The organism is Pseudarthrobacter sp. MDT3-1 (assembly GCF_054510755.1).
Genome location: NZ_JBTNDX010000010.1, coordinates 24,817 through 40,608, shown reverse-complemented (window position 1 = coordinate 40,608; position 15,792 = coordinate 24,817). Strand labels below are relative to the sequence as shown.

General features: G+C 61.7%; 23 protein-coding genes. 20 read left to right on the top strand and 3 right to left on the bottom strand.

Annotated elements, in window-relative coordinates:
* The first annotated feature begins 12 nt into the window (after nt 1–12).
* From rplB to map, 19 genes are all read left to right on the top strand, one after another.
* Nucleotides 13–852: a 50S ribosomal protein L2 gene (gene rplB, locus ACX80X_RS09785; protein WP_056344386.1), complete on the top strand. Its 840-nt coding sequence runs from the start codon at nt 13–15 to the stop codon at nt 850–852.
* Nucleotides 853–864: 12 nt separating this feature from the next.
* Nucleotides 865–1,146 carry a 30S ribosomal protein S19 gene (gene rpsS, locus ACX80X_RS09780; protein WP_056344384.1) on the top strand — a complete coding sequence of 94 codons (282 nt, stop codon included), beginning with the start codon at nt 865–867 and terminating at the stop codon, nt 1,144–1,146.
* Between the two features lie 38 nt (nt 1,147–1,184).
* On the top strand, nt 1,185–1,550 hold the full coding sequence (gene rplV / locus ACX80X_RS09775; protein WP_056344381.1) for a 50S ribosomal protein L22: 366 nt from the start codon (nt 1,185–1,187) through the stop codon (nt 1,548–1,550).
* On the top strand, nt 1,551–2,393 hold the full coding sequence (gene rpsC, locus ACX80X_RS09770; protein ID WP_056344378.1) for a 30S ribosomal protein S3: 843 nt from the start codon (nt 1,551–1,553) through the stop codon (nt 2,391–2,393).
* Entirely contained in the window at nt 2,394–2,810 is a 417-nt protein-coding gene (rplP, locus tag ACX80X_RS09765) for a 50S ribosomal protein L16 (protein ID WP_056344375.1), read from the top strand. It abuts the gene before it with no gap.
* Nucleotides 2,811–2,812: 2 nt separating this feature from the next.
* Complete coding sequence (rpmC, locus tag ACX80X_RS09760) at nt 2,813–3,142, top strand: 50S ribosomal protein L29 (protein WP_252569497.1); 330 nt, start codon at nt 2,813–2,815, stop codon at nt 3,140–3,142.
* Complete coding sequence (rpsQ, locus tag ACX80X_RS09755; protein ID WP_056344371.1) at nt 3,139–3,447, top strand: 30S ribosomal protein S17; 309 nt, start codon at nt 3,139–3,141, stop codon at nt 3,445–3,447. The genes rpmC and rpsQ overlap by 4 nt, the downstream gene beginning before the upstream one ends.
* A 546-nt stretch (nt 3,448–3,993) precedes the next feature.
* On the top strand, nt 3,994–4,362 hold the full coding sequence (gene rplN, locus ACX80X_RS09750; protein ID WP_024366126.1) for a 50S ribosomal protein L14: 369 nt from the start codon (nt 3,994–3,996) through the stop codon (nt 4,360–4,362).
* 3 nt (nt 4,363–4,365) lie between these two features.
* Nucleotides 4,366–4,725 carry a 50S ribosomal protein L24 gene (gene rplX / locus ACX80X_RS09745; RefSeq protein WP_056344369.1) on the top strand — a complete coding sequence of 120 codons (360 nt, stop codon included), beginning with the start codon at nt 4,366–4,368 and terminating at the stop codon, nt 4,723–4,725.
* Nucleotides 4,725–5,306, top strand: a complete 582-nt coding sequence (rplE, locus tag ACX80X_RS09740; protein WP_056344366.1) for a 50S ribosomal protein L5 — start codon at nt 4,725–4,727, stop codon at nt 5,304–5,306. The genes rplX and rplE overlap by 1 nt, the downstream gene beginning before the upstream one ends.
* 78 nt (nt 5,307–5,384) lie before the next feature.
* Nucleotides 5,385–5,783, top strand: coding sequence for a 30S ribosomal protein S8 (rpsH, locus tag ACX80X_RS09735; RefSeq protein WP_056344363.1), 399 nt, complete (start codon nt 5,385–5,387; stop codon nt 5,781–5,783).
* A gap of 18 nt (nt 5,784–5,801) precedes the next feature.
* Nucleotides 5,802–6,338 (top strand): 50S ribosomal protein L6, encoded by a 537-nt coding sequence (gene rplF / locus ACX80X_RS09730; protein ID WP_056344361.1) that lies wholly within the window; start codon nt 5,802–5,804, stop codon nt 6,336–6,338.
* 2 nt (nt 6,339–6,340) lie between these two features.
* A complete protein-coding gene (gene rplR, locus ACX80X_RS09725) occupies nt 6,341–6,724 on the top strand; it encodes a 50S ribosomal protein L18 (protein WP_056344358.1) in 384 nt (127 codons plus the stop codon).
* On the top strand, nt 6,721–7,449 hold the full coding sequence (gene rpsE, locus ACX80X_RS09720) for a 30S ribosomal protein S5 (protein ID WP_252598403.1): 729 nt from the start codon (nt 6,721–6,723) through the stop codon (nt 7,447–7,449). The genes rplR and rpsE overlap by 4 nt, the downstream gene beginning before the upstream one ends.
* A 3-nt stretch (nt 7,450–7,452) precedes the next feature.
* Nucleotides 7,453–7,659: a 50S ribosomal protein L30 gene (gene rpmD / locus ACX80X_RS09715; RefSeq protein ID WP_056344352.1), complete on the top strand. Its 207-nt coding sequence runs from the start codon at nt 7,453–7,455 to the stop codon at nt 7,657–7,659.
* A complete protein-coding gene (gene rplO, locus ACX80X_RS09710) occupies nt 7,660–8,142 on the top strand; it encodes a 50S ribosomal protein L15 (RefSeq protein ID WP_459311877.1) in 483 nt (160 codons plus the stop codon).
* Nucleotides 8,143–8,362: 220 nt separating this feature from the next.
* Complete coding sequence (secY, locus tag ACX80X_RS09705; RefSeq protein WP_252598402.1) at nt 8,363–9,673, top strand: preprotein translocase subunit SecY; 1,311 nt, start codon at nt 8,363–8,365, stop codon at nt 9,671–9,673.
* Nucleotides 9,674–9,678: 5 nt separating this feature from the next.
* Nucleotides 9,679–10,248 (top strand): adenylate kinase, encoded by a 570-nt coding sequence (locus tag ACX80X_RS09700; protein WP_181037244.1) that lies wholly within the window; start codon nt 9,679–9,681, stop codon nt 10,246–10,248.
* Nucleotides 10,249–10,318: 70 nt separating this feature from the next.
* Nucleotides 10,319–11,146: a type I methionyl aminopeptidase gene (gene map, locus ACX80X_RS09695; RefSeq protein ID WP_252598401.1), complete on the top strand. Its 828-nt coding sequence runs from the start codon at nt 10,319–10,321 to the stop codon at nt 11,144–11,146.
* Nucleotides 11,147–11,245: 99 nt separating this feature from the next.
* Here the strand turns inward: map and ACX80X_RS09690 are convergent, their stop codons facing one another.
* From ACX80X_RS09690 to ACX80X_RS09680, 3 genes are all read right to left on the bottom strand, one after another.
* Complete coding sequence (locus ACX80X_RS09690) at nt 11,246–12,592, bottom strand: ABC transporter substrate-binding protein (RefSeq protein ID WP_252598400.1); 1,347 nt, start codon at nt 12,590–12,592, stop codon at nt 11,246–11,248.
* Between the two features lie 70 nt (nt 12,593–12,662).
* Nucleotides 12,663–13,583 carry a carbohydrate ABC transporter permease gene (locus ACX80X_RS09685; RefSeq protein ID WP_252614130.1) on the bottom strand — a complete coding sequence of 307 codons (921 nt, stop codon included), beginning with the start codon at nt 13,581–13,583 and terminating at the stop codon, nt 12,663–12,665.
* Nucleotides 13,580–14,539 (bottom strand): carbohydrate ABC transporter permease, encoded by a 960-nt coding sequence (locus ACX80X_RS09680; RefSeq protein ID WP_252567634.1) that lies wholly within the window; start codon nt 14,537–14,539, stop codon nt 13,580–13,582. Before ACX80X_RS09680 ends, ACX80X_RS09685 begins: the two co-directional genes overlap by 4 nt.
* A gap of 221 nt (nt 14,540–14,760) precedes the next feature.
* Between ACX80X_RS09680 and ACX80X_RS09675 the strand changes: the two genes are divergently transcribed.
* The gene (locus ACX80X_RS09675; RefSeq protein ID WP_459311875.1) at nt 14,761–15,777 is read left to right on the top strand and encodes a P1 family peptidase; all 1,017 of its coding nucleotides are present in this window, start codon (nt 14,761–14,763) and stop codon (nt 15,775–15,777) included.
* Nucleotides 15,778–15,792 lie beyond the last annotated feature (15 nt).

Sequence of the window (15,792 nt, the reverse complement as noted above, 5' to 3'; positions counted from 1 at the left end):
AGGAAATAAATTATGGGAATCCGTAAATACAAGCCGACTACCCCGGGCCGTCGTGGCTCGAGCGTAGCGGACTTCACCGAAATCACGCGGTCGACGCCGGAAAAGTCGTTGGTACGTCCGCTGCCCAAAAAGGGCGGCCGTAACAACTCCGGTAAGATCACGACCCGTCACAAGGGTGGTGGCCACAAGCGCCAGTACCGTCTGATCGACTTCCGTCGCCACGACAAAGACGGCGTCAACGCCCGCGTTGCCGAAATCGAGTACGATCCGAACCGTACGGCTCGCATCGCCCTCCTGCACTACGTTGATGGCACCAAGCGTTACATCATCGCGCCGAACAAGCTCTCCCAGGGTGACGTCGTTGAGGCAGGTTCCGGTGCTGATATCAAGCCCGGTAACAACCTGCCGCTGCTCAACATCCCGGTTGGTACCGTAATCCACGCAGTTGAACTGCGTCCGGGTGGCGGCGCCAAGATGGGCCGCTCCGCCGGCGCATCGATCCAGCTTGTAGCAAAGGAAGGCCGCTTCGCCCAGCTGCGTCTGCCTTCCGGCGAAATCCGCAACGTTGACGTGCGCTGCCGCGCAACCGTCGGCGAGGTCGGCAACGCCGAGCAGTCGAACATCAACTGGGGTAAGGCCGGCCGCATGCGCTGGAAGGGCGTTCGCCCGACCGTCCGTGGTGTCGCGATGAACCCGGTTGACCACCCGCACGGTGGTGGCGAGGGTAAGACGTCCGGTGGACGTCACCCCGTCAACCCGAACGGTAAGCGGGAAGGCCGCACCCGGCGTCCCAACAAAGAGAGCGACAAGCTTATTGTTCGTCGCCGTCGTACTGGCAAGAACAAGCGATAGGAGCCTGGACACATGCCACGCAGCCTGAAAAAAGGTCCTTTCGTTGACCAGCACCTCTTTGTAAAGGTGGACAGGGAAAACGAAAAGGGCACCAAGAACGTCATCAAGACCTGGTCCCGCCGTTCGATGATCATCCCCAACATGCTTGGGCACACGATCGCCGTACACGACGGACGCAAGCACATTCCGGTGTTTGTCACTGAGTCGATGGTCGGGCACAAGCTCGGCGAATTCGCTCCCACGCGGACATTCCGCGGCCATGTCAAGGACGACCGTAAGGGCAAGCGCCGCTAGGCGCCTGCACTTACGTCAAAGACGAGAGAAGGAAAGCAATGGAAGCCAAGGCAATTGCGCGTCACATCCGCGTAACGCCTATGAAGGCCCGGCGCGTCGTCAACCTTGTTCGTGGTAAGCAAGCGAATGAGGCTCTGGCAATTCTGAAGTTTGCCCCCCAGGCAGCTTCGGAGCCGGTATTCAAGGTAGTACAGTCGGCAATCGCAAACGCCCGGTCCCTCGCGGACCGCGACGGTGTTTCGTTTGACGAAAGCGACCTCATCATCAGCGAAATGTTCGTTGATGAAGGCCCGACCATGAAGCGGTTCCAGCCGCGTGCTCAGGGTCGTGCATTTCAGATCAAGAAGCGCACCAGCCACATCACTGTGGTAGTCGCTACACCTGAGAAAGAGGAGGCTCGCTAAGTGGGACAGAAAGTTAACCCGCACGGGTTCCGACTCGGCATCACCACCGATCACGTATCGCACTGGTTCGCTGACAGCACCAAGCCCGGACAGCGGTACAAGGACTTCGTTCGCGAAGACATCCGTATCCGCCAGCTCATGTCAGTTGGCATGGAGCGCGCCGGTATCGCCAAGGTTGAGATCGAGCGCACCCGTGACCGTGTCCGCGTGGATATCCACACGGCACGTCCCGGCATCGTTATCGGCCGCCGCGGCGCTGAAGCAGACCGCATCCGCGGCGAGCTTGAGAAGCTGACGGGCAAGCAGGTCCAGCTGAACATCCTCGAGGTCAAGAACCCCGAGATGGAAGCACAGCTTGTTGCCCAGGGCGTTGCTGAGCAGCTGACTTCCCGCGTGGCTTTCCGCCGTGCGATGAAGAAGGCCATGCAGTCCGCTCAGCGTGCAGGTGCCAAGGGCATCCGTATCGCCTGCTCCGGTCGACTGGGTGGCGCAGAAATGTCCCGCTCGGAGTTCTACCGCGAAGGCCGTGTGCCCCTGCACACCCTCCGTGCGAACATCGACTACGGCTTCTACGAGGCCAAGACCACCTTCGGCCGCATCGGCGTGAAGGTCTGGATCTACAAGGGTGACGTCACCGCCAAGGAACTGGCTCAGCAGGCAGCTGCTGCTCCGTCCCGTGGCCGCGGTCCCAGCGACCGTCCGGGCCGCCCGGGTGGCGCCGGCGGCGCTGACCGTGGTGACCGCCGCCGTCGTACCGACCGTCCGGCAGCAGAGGCAGCTCCGGCTGCCGAGGCTCCGGCAGTTGAGGCTGCACCTGCTGCAGTAGAAGGAGGACAGGCTTAAATGCTTATCCCACGTCGAGTCAAGCACCGTAAGCAGCACCACCCGGGTCGTTCCGGCGCTGCTACGGGCGGCACCAAGGTCTCCTTCGGTGAGTGGGGTATCCAGGCTCTGAGCCCGGCATACGTCACTAACCGTCAGATCGAGTCTGCCCGTATCGCGATGACCCGCCACATCAAGCGTGGCGGTAAGGTCTGGATCAACATTTACCCGGACCGTCCGATCACCAAGAAGCCGGCCGAAACCCGCATGGGTTCCGGTAAGGGTTCGCCGGAATGGTGGGTCTCAAACGTCAAGCCGGGCCGGGTTCTCTTTGAGATCTCCGGCGTCGAGGAATCGGTAGCTCGCGAGGCCCTGCGCCTGGCAATCCACAAGCTCCCGTTGAAGGCACGCATTTTGCGTCGCGAAGGTGGTGAATAGAAATGTCAGTAGGATCCAAGGAACTTGCATCCGCACAGCTGGACACGTTCGACAACGAGCGACTCGTTGAAGAACTCCGTAAGGCTAAGGAAGAGCTGTTCAACCTGCGTTTCCAGTCCGCCACCGGTCAGCTGGAGAACCACGGTCGTCTGCGCGCGGTAAAGAAGGACATCGCACGTATCTACACCGTTCTCCGTGAGCGCGAGCTGGGCATTCGTGCCGAGGTTGCCGCACCGGTTGTGGAAGCCAAGGAAGAGAAGAAGTCCAAAAAGGCTGCAACCAAGAAAGCCGAAACGGCTGAAACGGTTGAGGCCGAGGAGGATGCCAAGTGAGTGAAAAGGACGAGAACGTGACGGAAACTGTTTCCGCAGCAGCTACGGCTGGCGAACGCGGTGACCGTAAGACGAAGCGTGGCTACGTAGTCTCGGACAAGATGGAAAAGACCATCGTTGTCCAGGTAGAAGACCGCGTAAAGCACGCTTTGTACGGCAAAGTCATCCGCCGCAACACGAAGATCAAGGCTCACGACGAAGAGAACAGCGCCGGCATCGGCGACCTCGTTCTCCTCGCCGAGACCCGCCCGCTGTCCGCTACCAAGCGGTGGCGTCTGGTCGAGATCCTCGAAAAGGCCAAGTAACACCCCGCAGCCTGCTTGCAGGTACTGCACCGGAAACCCCCGTTCCCTTTTGGGAGCGGGGGTTTCCGTATTTGGCGGCGGTTGAGCTGTCTGGGTGTGCCACGCGGAGCAGGTTTTTGGGGGACGGCCGACGGCGGGAGGCCGGGTTTCCGGGGGAGCGGCACCGCCGGCGGGCCGAAAGCGTGCCGTGCGTGACGCCGTCGTGCCTTGCCGGCTCTGCGGCGCTTACTGGTGTCCAGCAGTTGTGCTCTGGCTGCCGCCGTGTGATATGGGAGATTGCCCTAACTGTGCTAGGATATTGAGTTTGTATGGCGCCCTCTGTGCGCCGTCATCAACCTCGTAAACAATCGTGCCACGGCATAGTGCCCCCTCGTGCTTTGGACCTGTCCGGATCCGCTTGGGAAGCAAATGTTTTTGGCACGGGCGTTTAGGCCTGGTCTGGCAAAATCCAGGCAGGTCAAGAGACACCCCGATCAACCGTTCCGCAAGGCTCATTCCGTAGGAAGATTTTCGGTCTGAGAACCGGCGCGACGCAAGGAGTAAATAGTGATTCAGCAGGAGTCGCGACTCAAGGTCGCCGACAACACGGGTGCTAAGGAAATCCTTACCATTCGCGTTCTCGGTGGATCTGGCCGTCGCTACGCAGGCATTGGCGACGTCATCGTCGCTACCGTCAAGGATGCAATTCCGGGCGGCAACGTAAAGAAGGGCGATGTTGTTAAGGCAGTCATCGTCCGTACCAAGAAGGAACGCCGCCGTGCGGATGGTTCCTATATCAAGTTTGACGAGAACGCAGCTGTGATCCTGAAGGCTGACGGTGACCCCCGCGGTACCCGTATCTTCGGACCGGTTGGTCGTGAACTTCGTGACAAGAAGTTCATGAAGATCGTTTCTCTGGCTCCGGAGGTGCTCTAGTCCATGGCTAAGATCAAAAAGGGTGACCTCGTTCAGGTCATCACTGGCGCCAAGGCTGAGCGCGGCGGCGACAAAGGCAAGCAGGGCAAGGTTCTGCGCGTATTCCCGGAGACCAACCGCGTGTTGGTCGAAGGCATTAACCGCGTAACCAAGCACACGAAGGCCGGTCAGTCGCAGCGCGGCACCAAGACTGGTGGCATCGAGGTCGTAGAAGCTTCGGTCCACATCTCCAACGTGGCTCTGGTTGACCCGTCCACCAAGAAGCCCACCCGCGTTGGTTTCCGCACCGAGACCGTGGAGCGCAATGGCGTGAAGCGCGACGTGCGTGTCCGCGTGGCCAAGAGCTCCGGGAAGGACATCTAATGACTGAGACTCTCGAGACTCCGGCAGCGAAGATCGTTCCTCGTCTGAAGACCAAGTACGCCGATTCCATCAAGAGCACGCTCGTTGAGGAATTCAAGTACAGCAACGTTAACCAGGTTCCCCGCCTGGTGAAGGTCGTTGTGAACATGGGTGTTGGAGATGCCGCTAAGGACTCCAAGCTGATCGACGGCGCTGTCCGCGATCTGACCCTGATCACCGGCCAGAAGCCGCAGGTAACCAAGGCCCGCAAGTCGATCGCACAGTTCAAGCTGCGCGAAGGCATGCCCATCGGCGCACACGCAACTCTGCGTGGAGACCGCATGTGGGAATTCCTGGATCGTCTGGTCACGCTGGCTCTGCCCCGTATCCGCGACTTCCGCGGCCTCAGTGGCAAGCAGTTCGACGGCAACGGCAACTACACCTTCGGTCTGACCGAGCAGGTTATGTTCCACGAAATCGACCAGGATTCCATTGACCGCGTTCGCGGCATGGACATCACGGTTGTAACCACCGCCAAGACCGATGACGAAGGCCGCGCGCTGCTCAAGGCGCTTGGTTTCCCGTTCAAGGCCGAAGACTAATCTAACTACGTAACAGGTCCTTCGCTGATGCTTCATGCAGCAGCGAGGAAACCGTTATGAGGAAGGGCAAGAGCCCAAATGACAATGACTGATCCGGTCGCAGACATGCTTACGCGTCTGCGCAATGCAAACTCGGCTTACCACGATTCCGTGTCCATGCCGTACAGCAAGCTCAAGGCACGCGTTGCCGACATCCTGAAGGCTGAAGGTTACATCGCCTCCTGGAAAGAAGAAGACGCAGAGGTTGGCAAGAAGCTGACCCTGGACCTTAAGTTCGGACCGAACCGCGAGCGTTCAATCGCTGGCGTTCGCCGTATTTCCAAGCCGGGCCTGCGTGTTTACGCAAAGTCCACCAACCTCCCGCACGTGCTCGGTGGCCTGGGTGTCGCAATCCTGTCCACCTCTTCCGGCCTCTTGACTGATAAGCAAGCCGGCAAGAAGGGCGTGGGCGGCGAAGTCCTCGCCTACGTCTGGTAACGGGAAAGGAAGAGAATAATGTCACGTATTGGACGTCTCCCCATCACCGTTCCTGCCGGCGTTGAGGTCAAGGTTGACGGCTCTGTCGTCAGCGTCAAGGGTGCCAAAGGCGAGCTGAACCACACTGTGGCCAGCCCGATCGAGGTTTCCCTGGAAGCAGAGACCCTGACTGTCGCCCGCCCGAACGACGAGCGCGCCTCCCGTTCACTCCACGGCCTGACCCGCACCCTGATCTCCAACATGATCGAGGGCGTTACCAAGGGCTACGAGAAGAAGCTTGAAATCGTTGGTACTGGTTACCGCGTTCAGGCCAAGGGATCTGACCTTGAGTTCGCTCTCGGCTACAGCCACCCGGTAAATGTCACCGCACCGGACGGCATCACCTTTGCAGTTGAGACCCCGACCAAGCTCTCTGTTTCAGGTATCAACAAGCAGCAGGTCGGCGAGGTTGCTGCCAACATTCGCAAGCTGCGGAAGCCGGACCCCTACAAGGGCAAGGGCATCCGCTACGCAGGCGAAGTCATCCGCCGCAAGGTCGGAAAGGCTGGTAAGTAACCATGGCCATCTCAATTAACAAGAAGCGTACGAACAAGAGCAAGTCTGCTTCGCGCAGCCGCCGCCAGCTTCGTATCCGCAAGCGCATCTCCGGCACGGCTGTACGTCCTCGTCTGGTCGTCAACCGCTCCGCACGCCACGTATTCGTCCAGGTTGTCGATGACACCAAGGGCCTGACCGTAGCAAGCGCCTCCACACTGGAAGCCGACCTTCGTGCATTCGAAGGCGACAAGACCGCCAAGGCCAAGCGCGTTGGCGAGCTCGTTGCCGCTCGTGCCAAGGCTGCCGGTATCGAAGCTGTTGTCTTCGACCGCGGTGGTAACAAGTACCACGGCCGGATTGCTGCTGTCGCTGACGGCGCACGTGAAGGTGGGCTGTCACTGTGACGGAAGCAAACAAGGAAAAGGACACTGTGTCTGCAGATCAGAAGGCTACTGAAGCCGTAGCTGCTCCGGCCACTGCGCCCGCAGCTGCTGCCGATGACCGCCGTGGTGGCGCTCGTCGTGGCGAGCGTGGCGACAAGGGCCAGGGCGGTCGCGACGGCGGCCGTGGTGGCCGTGGTGGCCGCGACGGCGGCCGCGAAGCCGAGAAGAGCCAGTTCATTGAACGCGTTGTCACCATCAACCGCGTTTCCAAGGTGGTCAAGGGCGGTCGTCGCTTCAGCTTCACCGCTCTGGTCGTCGTTGGTGACGGTAACGGCATGGTCGGCGTCGGCTACGGCAAGGCTAAGGAAGTTCCCGCTGCAATCGCGAAGGGCGTTGAAGAGGCCAAGAAGTCCTTCTTCCGCGTTCCCCGGATTGGGAACACCATCCCGCACCGCGTTCAGGGTGAGGCCGCTGCCGGCGTCGTAATGCTGCGTCCGGCTTCCGCCGGTACCGGTGTTATTGCCGGTGGTCCGGTCCGCGCCATCTTGGAGTGCGTGGGCATCCACGACATCCTCTCCAAGTCGCTGGGTTCCTCCAACGCCATCAACATCGTTCACGCGACTGTTGCTGCGCTGAAGCAGCTCGAAGAGCCGGCAGCAGTGGCAGCACGCCGCGGCCTGCCGCTGGACGAGGTTGCTCCGCCGGCAATGGTGAAGGCAATCCTGAACCAGAAGGCGGGTGTCTAAGCCATGGCTAAGAACCTGATTCCCTCCGACCTTCAGTTGGAGATCACTCAGATCAAGTCCGCCATTGGCGGCAAGCAGAACCAGCGCGACACCCTTCGGTCCCTCGGCCTGAAGCGGATCGGACATACCGTTGTCCGCACCGCCGACGCCGTGACTGTTGGAATGCTCAACACGGTTCCGCACCTGGTAAAGGTAGAGGAGGCGAAGTAAATGGCAGAGAAAAAGATCGCCGCAGAGACTGCTGAAAAGCAGAACACACTGAAGGTTCACCACCTGCGTCCCGCCCCGGGTGCCAAGACCGCCAAGACCCGAGTTGGTCGTGGTGAAGGTTCCAAGGGTAAGACCGCTGGTCGCGGTACCAAGGGTACGAAGGCCCGCTACCAGATCAAGGCTGGCTTTGCCGGCGGCCAGTTGCCGCTGCACATGCGCCTGCCGAAGCTGCGCGGCTTCAAGAACCCGTTCCGGGTTGAGTTCCAGGTTGTAAACCTGGACAAGCTCAACGAGCTGTTCCCCGAAGGTGGCACAGTCACCGTGGAGAACCTGGTCGAGAAGGGTGCCGTTCGCAAGAACCAGCCCGTCAAGGTGCTTGGCACCGGCGACATCACCGTCAAGGTTGACGTCACCGTCCACGCATTCTCGGCCAGCGCCGCAGATAAGATTGCAGCAGCAGGCGGCAGCACCACCGCTCTCTAGTAGACGGTGGGCGAACGCCCGTTGTGAACTCCCGGCGTGCAAGGCCCCCAGGGCCCTGCACGCTGGGAGTTTTTTTCACATCCACTGGCCGACCATTTTCGGCCGTTCGCCGCAAGCGCGGGTTCTTGGATTGTTCGCATGGCCAATCCACCCGTTAGACTCTGTTGTTGGGATTATTGTCCCCCATCACACCACGCTTATATACAACACAGGAGGACGCTTGCTTAGCGCATTTGGCCGGGCCTTTCGCACGCCTGACCTGCGACGCAAGTTGTTGTTCACGCTGGCAATCATCACAATCTTCCGCTTGGGTGCATTCATCCCCTCGCCTGGTGTGAACTACCAGAATGTCCAGCAATGCTTGCAGAACGGTCAGACCGCTGGCGGGCTTTATCAGCTCGTCAACCTGTTCAGCGGCGGTGCCTTGCTTCAGGTGTCCATCTTCGCGCTGGGCATCATGCCGTACATCACGGCCAGCATCATCGTGCAGCTGCTCCGGGTGGTCATTCCCCGGTTCCAGGAGCTGTACGAGGAGGGCGCCTCCGGGCAGTCCCAGCTCACCCAGTACACGCGTTACCTCACCATTGCCCTAGGCCTGCTGAACGCCACGACGCTGGTGTCGCTGGCACGTTCAGGCCAGTTGCTTCCGGGCTGTGCCCTGCCGATCATTCCTGACGACAGCATCATCACCACCATCCTGCTGATCATCACGCTGACCGCCGGTACCGGACTCATCATGTGGATGGGCGAACTCGTCACCGAAAAGGGTGTGGGCAACGGCATGTCGCTGCTCATCTTCACCTCCATCGCCGCAACGTTCCCCACGTCCCTGGGCGCCATCTGGAGCTCACAGGGCCCGGGCACGTTCTTTATGGTCCTGGTCATCGGCCTGGTGACGGTTGCCCTGGTGGTCTTCGTGGAGCAGTCCCAGCGCCGTGTCCCGGTGCAGTACGCCAAGCGAATGATCGGACGCCGGACCGTCGGCGGCACCAACACCTACATCCCCATCAAGGTGAACATGGCAGGCGTGATCCCCGTGATCTTCGCATCCTCCATGCTCTACCTGCCGGGACTGATCTCACAGTTCAACCAGCCCAAAGCGGGCGAGGCGCTCGCGCCGTGGGTTGAGTGGATCAACAACAACCTGACCCGAGGAGACCACCCGATCTACATGGCGCTGTACTTCGCCATGATCGTGTTCTTCACCTACTTCTATGTCGCGATCACCTTCAACCCTGAAGAGGTCTCGGACAACATGAAGAAGTACGGCGGTTTCATCCCGGGTATCCGTGCCGGAAAACCGACCGCGGATTACCTGCAGTACGTGCTCTCCCGGATCACGCTGCCCGGCGCCCTGTACCTGGGCTTCGTGGCACTGATTCCGCTGGTGGCGCTGGTACTGATCAACGCGAACCAGAACTTCCCGTTCGGTGGCACCTCGATCCTGATCATGGTGGGCGTTGGCCTTGAAACCGTCAAGCAAATAGATGCGCAGCTACAGCAACGTCACTACGAAGGGCTTTTGCGATGACGAAAATGTTGATTATTGGACCCCCCGGTTCCGGAAAAGGAACGCAAGCGGAACGTATTTCGGAGCGCCTCGGCGTCGTGGCGATTTCCACCGGTGATATCTTCCGCGCCAACGTGAAGGGCGAAACGCCTCTTGGCATCGAGGCCAAGAAGTACATGGACGCCGGGGACTTTGTTCCGGACAGCGTCACCAACAAGATGGTCCGCGACCGCCTCAGCGAGTCCGACGTCGAGAACGGCTTCCTCCTGGACGGCTACCCGCGCACCACGGCGCAGGTGGACTACCTGGACGGGATCCTCGCGAACAGCGAAGAAAAGCTCGACGTCGTCCTGCAGCTCACGGCCGACGACGAGGAACTCGTCTCGCGCCTGTTGGGCCGTGCCAAGGAAACCGGCCGGAGCGACGACAACGAAGCCGTTATCCGCCACCGCCTGGACCTGTACCACGAGCAGACCGAGGCCGTTGTGGCCAAGTATGCCGAACGCGGCATCCTGACCCAGGTTGACGGCATCGGCGGCATCGACGAGGTCACCGACCGCGTGATGCAGGCCATCAAGGCAGCCCAGGCCGCCTAAGCCCGCAACATGCTTTTCCGAGGCTCCTCCCGGCATCCGGGAGGAGCCTCAGCCATTGAGAGGACACACCATGGCCTTCGGCCAGCCCCGTATCGAATACAAGACCAACGCCCAGATGCGCATCATGCGCGACGCCGGGCTGGTGCTGAACCGTGCGCTGGACGCAGCGGTGGCCGCAGCCGCTCCAGGCGTTACCACCAAGCAGCTGGACGACGTCTTCGCCGCAGTGCTGAACGAGGCCGGCGCCAAGTCGAACTTCCTCGGCTACCACGGCTTCCCCGCCACTATCTGTACCTCAGTGAACGAGGAAGTGGTGCACGGCATCCCCGGCGGCAAGGTCCTCAAGGACGGCGACATCATCTCGATCGACGGCGGCGCGATTGTTGACGGCTGGCATTCCGATTCTGCACGGACCGTCATTGTGGGCCAGGCCGACCCCGAGGACCAGCGGCTTTCCGACGTCACTCAGGCAGCCATGTGGCGCGGCATCGCCGCCTTGGCCACGGGAAGCCATGTGGGCGACATCGGCGCCGCCATCGACGACTACGTCTCCTCCGTGCCGGGCAAGCCGCTGGGCATCCTGGAGGACTACGTGGGCCACGGCATCGGCTCCGAGATGCACATGGCCCCGGATGTCCTGAACTACCGCACGAGCCACCGCGGTCCCAAGATCAAACCCGGACTGTGCCTGGCCATCGAGCCCATGCTGGTCCGTGGCAGCATCGACACCGCCGTGCTGGAGGACGACTGGACAGTGGTGACCACCGACGGCAAGCGCTCCTGCCAATGGGAGCACTCGGTTGCGGTCCACGAAAAGGGGATCTGGGTACTCTCAGCCCCCGACGGCGGAGCGGAGCACCTGGTGCCGCTCGGCGTCGTACCGGTTCCGATCCCGTAGGTTTCGACGCGCTAATGCGCTCCCGACGCGCAAAACCCCTGTCGCTACCTGAATGCCGGTAGCGGCAAGGATTTTGCGTGTCGCAGGTGGAGGGGAGGGTCAGGCCTTGAGCTTGGGCTTGACGTCCTTGGTGTAGATGCCTTCGAGGGTCTTCTTCAGCTCGGTCAAGGTGGCCTTCACGTCGCCCTGTTGGGTGAGGATCTTGGCGGCGGCCTTGGCCATCTCCTGGTCAGCCCCGGGCAGGAACACGCGGGCCCGGTCCTGGACCTTGGTCACGGCGAGCTGGTCCATGGCGGTTTTGATCTGGGGAGTCTGTGCCAGCACCGTGGCCATGTCCGCCGACGTACGGGTGGGCATGTAACCGGTGGCAGCGGAGAACGCTGCCGTGTTTTCCGGCTCGGTCATGAACTTCAGGAACGTTCCTGCGGCGAGCTGTTCCTCTTTGCTAATGCCGCTGGGGATGCCCAGCCCTGCGCCGCCGGTGGGGCACACGCCGCTGGTCTCCTTAGGCCCGCCTGGCAGGAAGCCGACGCCGACGTTGAACGTGGCGGACTTCAGGACGCCCAGAAGCGAGCCCGTGGAGGAAATGGTGGAGGACGTCAGGCCGGCAGAGAAGTCGTCAGCGGCTTCCTTGGACGAGACGCCGGCCCAGTTGTGCTTGTAGATCGAGTCCTGGGCCCACTGCAGGGCTTCCACGGCTTCGGGTGAATCGCACGTGATCTCCCAATCCTTGGACCACGCGCCGCCCCAGCCCCAGAGATTGTTCTGCAGTGTCCAGCCGGCGTAGCCAGCCAGGGCGGGATAGATGTAGGCGTACTGCGCCCCGGAGGACGCTTTCAGCTTGGGGGCCCATTCGCCGAATTCCTGCCATGTTGCCGGTGCCCGGTCCGGCAGGCCGGCGGCGGCGAAGTGGTCCTTGTTGTAGTAGAACAGCGGCGTGGACCGCCCGTACGGGAGCGCCCACTGCCGGTCATCGTACTTGTAGTCATCCACCAGGGACTGGCGGAAATCGTCAACCTTGATGTCCAGCTCCTTGATGAGCCCGTCGACCGGAATGATGCTGCCGTTGGTGAAGTAGCGGAACCACCAGACGTCGGACAGCACGACTACTCCGGGCAGTCCCGATTTGGCGGCCTGGGACGTCTGGAACTTCTGGGCGATTTCCTCGTAGTTCGCGCCGGCCGTTACCAGGTTGATCTGGATATCCGGGTACTTCGCGTGGAACTTTTCGATGATGGCCTTCTCGACGTCCTGGGACTTGCCCGGGTGGTTGGTCCAGAAGTCGATCTTCGCCGCCGGCTTCACGCCGCTGAAGTCGATTTCCGCGGCTTCCGTTGAGGTGGTGGTGCCGCCGGTATCAGGCCCCCCGCAGGCGGAAAGCGCTGCGGCGCCGGCCGTTACGCCAGCCAGCCCCAGGAAATGCCTCCGGTCCAGATTTGTTGCCATGATGGTTCCTTTCGGTTGTTGCCTAGGAAGGTCTTGCTGTTGGGGTGGAAGAACGACGGCGGAGCCGGGGTCAGCCGGTCACGCTGCCTTGGGTGAGGCCCGCGACGATGTAACGCTGGAGCGCTGCGAAGACCACCAGGATGGGCACGATGACCAGCACGGCGCCGGCCATGAGGATGCCCCAGCCGGAGGCGTTGCTTTCGGAGTTCTGCAGCAGCGTCAGGCCAACGGGCAACGTCATGGTTTCCGGACGGTCGGTGATGATCAGCGGCCAGATGTATTCGTTCCATTCGCTGACCACCGTCACCAGCGCCACGGTGGCAATGGAGGGAATGGACACGGGGACCACGATCTGCCACAGGCGGCGCCAGTGCCCGGCGCCGTCGATCTCGGCGGACTCGAGGATGGAGGCAGGCAGCGTCAGGAAGTGCTGCCTCAGCAGGAACGTCCCGAACGCTGTGCCAAGCCCCGGCAGGATGATGCCCCACAGGGTGTTCTTGCCGCCCAGCCCGGCGATCAGGATGTAGTTCGGCAGGATGGAGACCTGCGGCGGGACCATCAGGGCCACAAGGATGAGGATGAAGATGGCGTTCCTGAAGGGGAAGCGCACGAATACCAGTGCGTAGGCCGTGAGGATGGCCAGCAGGACTTTAATAGTTGAGCCCACCACCGTGACGATGGTGCTGTTGATGAAGAACTGCGCGAACGGCACGGTAGTCATCGCAATGTTGTAGTTCTCCGGGTTCAGGCTCGCCGGCAGGATTTTAAGGTCCATGGTGATGATTTCCCCGGGCAGCTTGAAGGAGCTCAGGATCATCCACAGCAAGGGCAGGAAAACCACCAGCGTTGCCAGCAGCAGGGGAACGTAGCCGCCGGCGATGGTCTGGATGAGGTTCCGTGCCGAGAAGGGCCGGTCCCGGGGGATGAAAGTTTCGGACGGTGCGACAGGGGGAGCCGTTGGGTCAGGGTTGACCGGAGAGAGCGAACTCATGAGTAGTGCACCTTCCGTTCCACGAAACGCAACTGCAGGACAGTGATGACCAGCAGGATGGCGAAGAGGACCACGGAAATCGCTGCGGAGTACCCTGCCCTGTTGAACGCGCCGAACGCCTGCAGGTAGGCCTCGTAGATCAGGGTACTGGTGCCGGTTCCGAGGGGTGTCATGATCCGGATCAGGTCGAACGCCTGGAGTGAGCTCAGCATGGTGGTGATCAGGAGGAAGAAGGTGGTGGGGGACAGGAGCGGGATGGACATGCTGAGGAAGCGCCTGAATCCGTTCGCCCCGTCCAGCGAGGCAGCCTCCATGACGTCCTGCGGCAGTGACTGCAGGCCCGCGAGGTATACCACGGCGCAGTAGCCAAGGTTTTTCCAGACATAAACCAGGATGACCATCACCAGCGACAGCTGGGGATCGTTGATCCATTGCGGGCTCTGCTGGCCGATGCCGCGGAGAATCCAGGCCAGGACGCCGTATCCCGGATCGAAGATGAAAAGCCAGACCAGGCCAACCCCCACCCCGGAGAGCACATAAGGAGCGAAGACAGCGGACCGGGCAAACGTGGTGCCCCGTACCTTGGAGTTCAGCGCTAACGCGATGACAAGCCCCAGCAGCATGGAGCCGCCGACGGTCACCAGTGTGAACACGGCGGTGGTGCCCAGTACCTTGGGGGCGTCGTCGCTGGTGAAGAACGTGACGTAGTTGTCGATTCCCACCACGGTGGCCGATGCGGAGCCAAGGGTCCAGTCGAGGGTTGAGTAGTAGATGTTGCTGATGAGGGGCCGGTACGTGAATACTGCGATCAGTATCAGGTTGGGGAGTGCCAGGGCGAGGAAGACGAAGAAGTCCCGCCGGGCCCGGCCGGACCAGCGCCGGGTCTGGTGTTTGCCGGGCGGACCGGATTGGTCGGGCGGACTGGCCGGTGACGTGGAAGCGAGTTGCCGGGTCATTGGTGTCTCTAACGGATCGGGGCCTGCAATGGCTGGCCGATGGGCAGGGGATCTAGGCATACTTCACCACACGGCTGGTGGGCAGAATCCCGCATAAGCCCTCGTCAGAGGATAGTTATTGAAGGCTTCATTGCCCATTAACGCTGTGTTGCTTGCAGTATTGCATAGTGTTTGCCTGACGGGCGGGAAGTGCTGTACTGCGATAGCGCAGAATGGATCGCATGGGAGCAATCACGGATGTGCCTGGGATCAGGGTTGGCCATGAGCAGAAGACCGGCGACGGCTGGCTGACGGGAGTCACCGTGGTGCTGCCGCCGCCGGGCACTGTCGGGTCGGTGGACGTCCGGGGCGGTGGCCCGGGCACGCATGAGACTGACGCGCTGGATCCCACCACGCTGGTGTCCACGGTGGACGCCGTGGTCCTCACCGGCGGCAGCGCCTACGGGCTGGTCTCGGCCCACGGTGCACAGCGTTGGTGCGAGGAAAACGGCCGGGGATTCGCCGTCACCGGGGGAGTGGTGCCCATCGTTCCCGCCGCCGCGATCTTCGACCTGGGCCGGGGAGGCGACTTCTCAGCGCGCCCGACGGCGGACATGGGGTACGCGGCCACCGTTGCCGCTGCTGCCGAAAAGGACGGGCACGACGTCGGACGCGGCAGCGTGGGCGCCGGCACTGGCGCGATGATCGGACGCGGACAGTTCAAAGGTGGGGTGGGTACGGCATCGGTCACGCTCGAGAACGGCGTTGTTGTAGGGGCGCTGGCCGTAGTGAACGCCTTGGGATTTCCGGTGGTGCTTCCGGGAAATCCCGAACCCTCCGCGCGCTCGGTCGTGCCGCCCCACGAGCTCCCTAACCTCGCAAGCTCGGCCAGGGAACCCGGCTCGCGTGGGCCCACCTTAGACGCGCGCTTCCGGGTTCCCGATTCCCCGTCAGCGGATGCCGGCCCGCCTGCGTTGAACACAACGCTTGTAGTAGTGGCCACAAACGCCCTGCTCGATGTGGCCGAGTGCTATCGGACTGCTTCTGCTGCGCATGCTGGGCTGGCCCGGGCGCTCAATCCGTCGCACACGTTGGCCGACGGGGATACTGTCTTTTGCCTCGCCACTGGTGAGGTGGCTTTGGACCGGAGTACTGAAACTGCCCGGCAGGTGAGTCTCATTACCCTGCAGAGTGCGGCAGCCGACGTCGTACGCTTGGCGATCCTCGACGGGATTTCGGGAAGTCCAATTTCCGGGTAAGGTGTCTACTTTCAT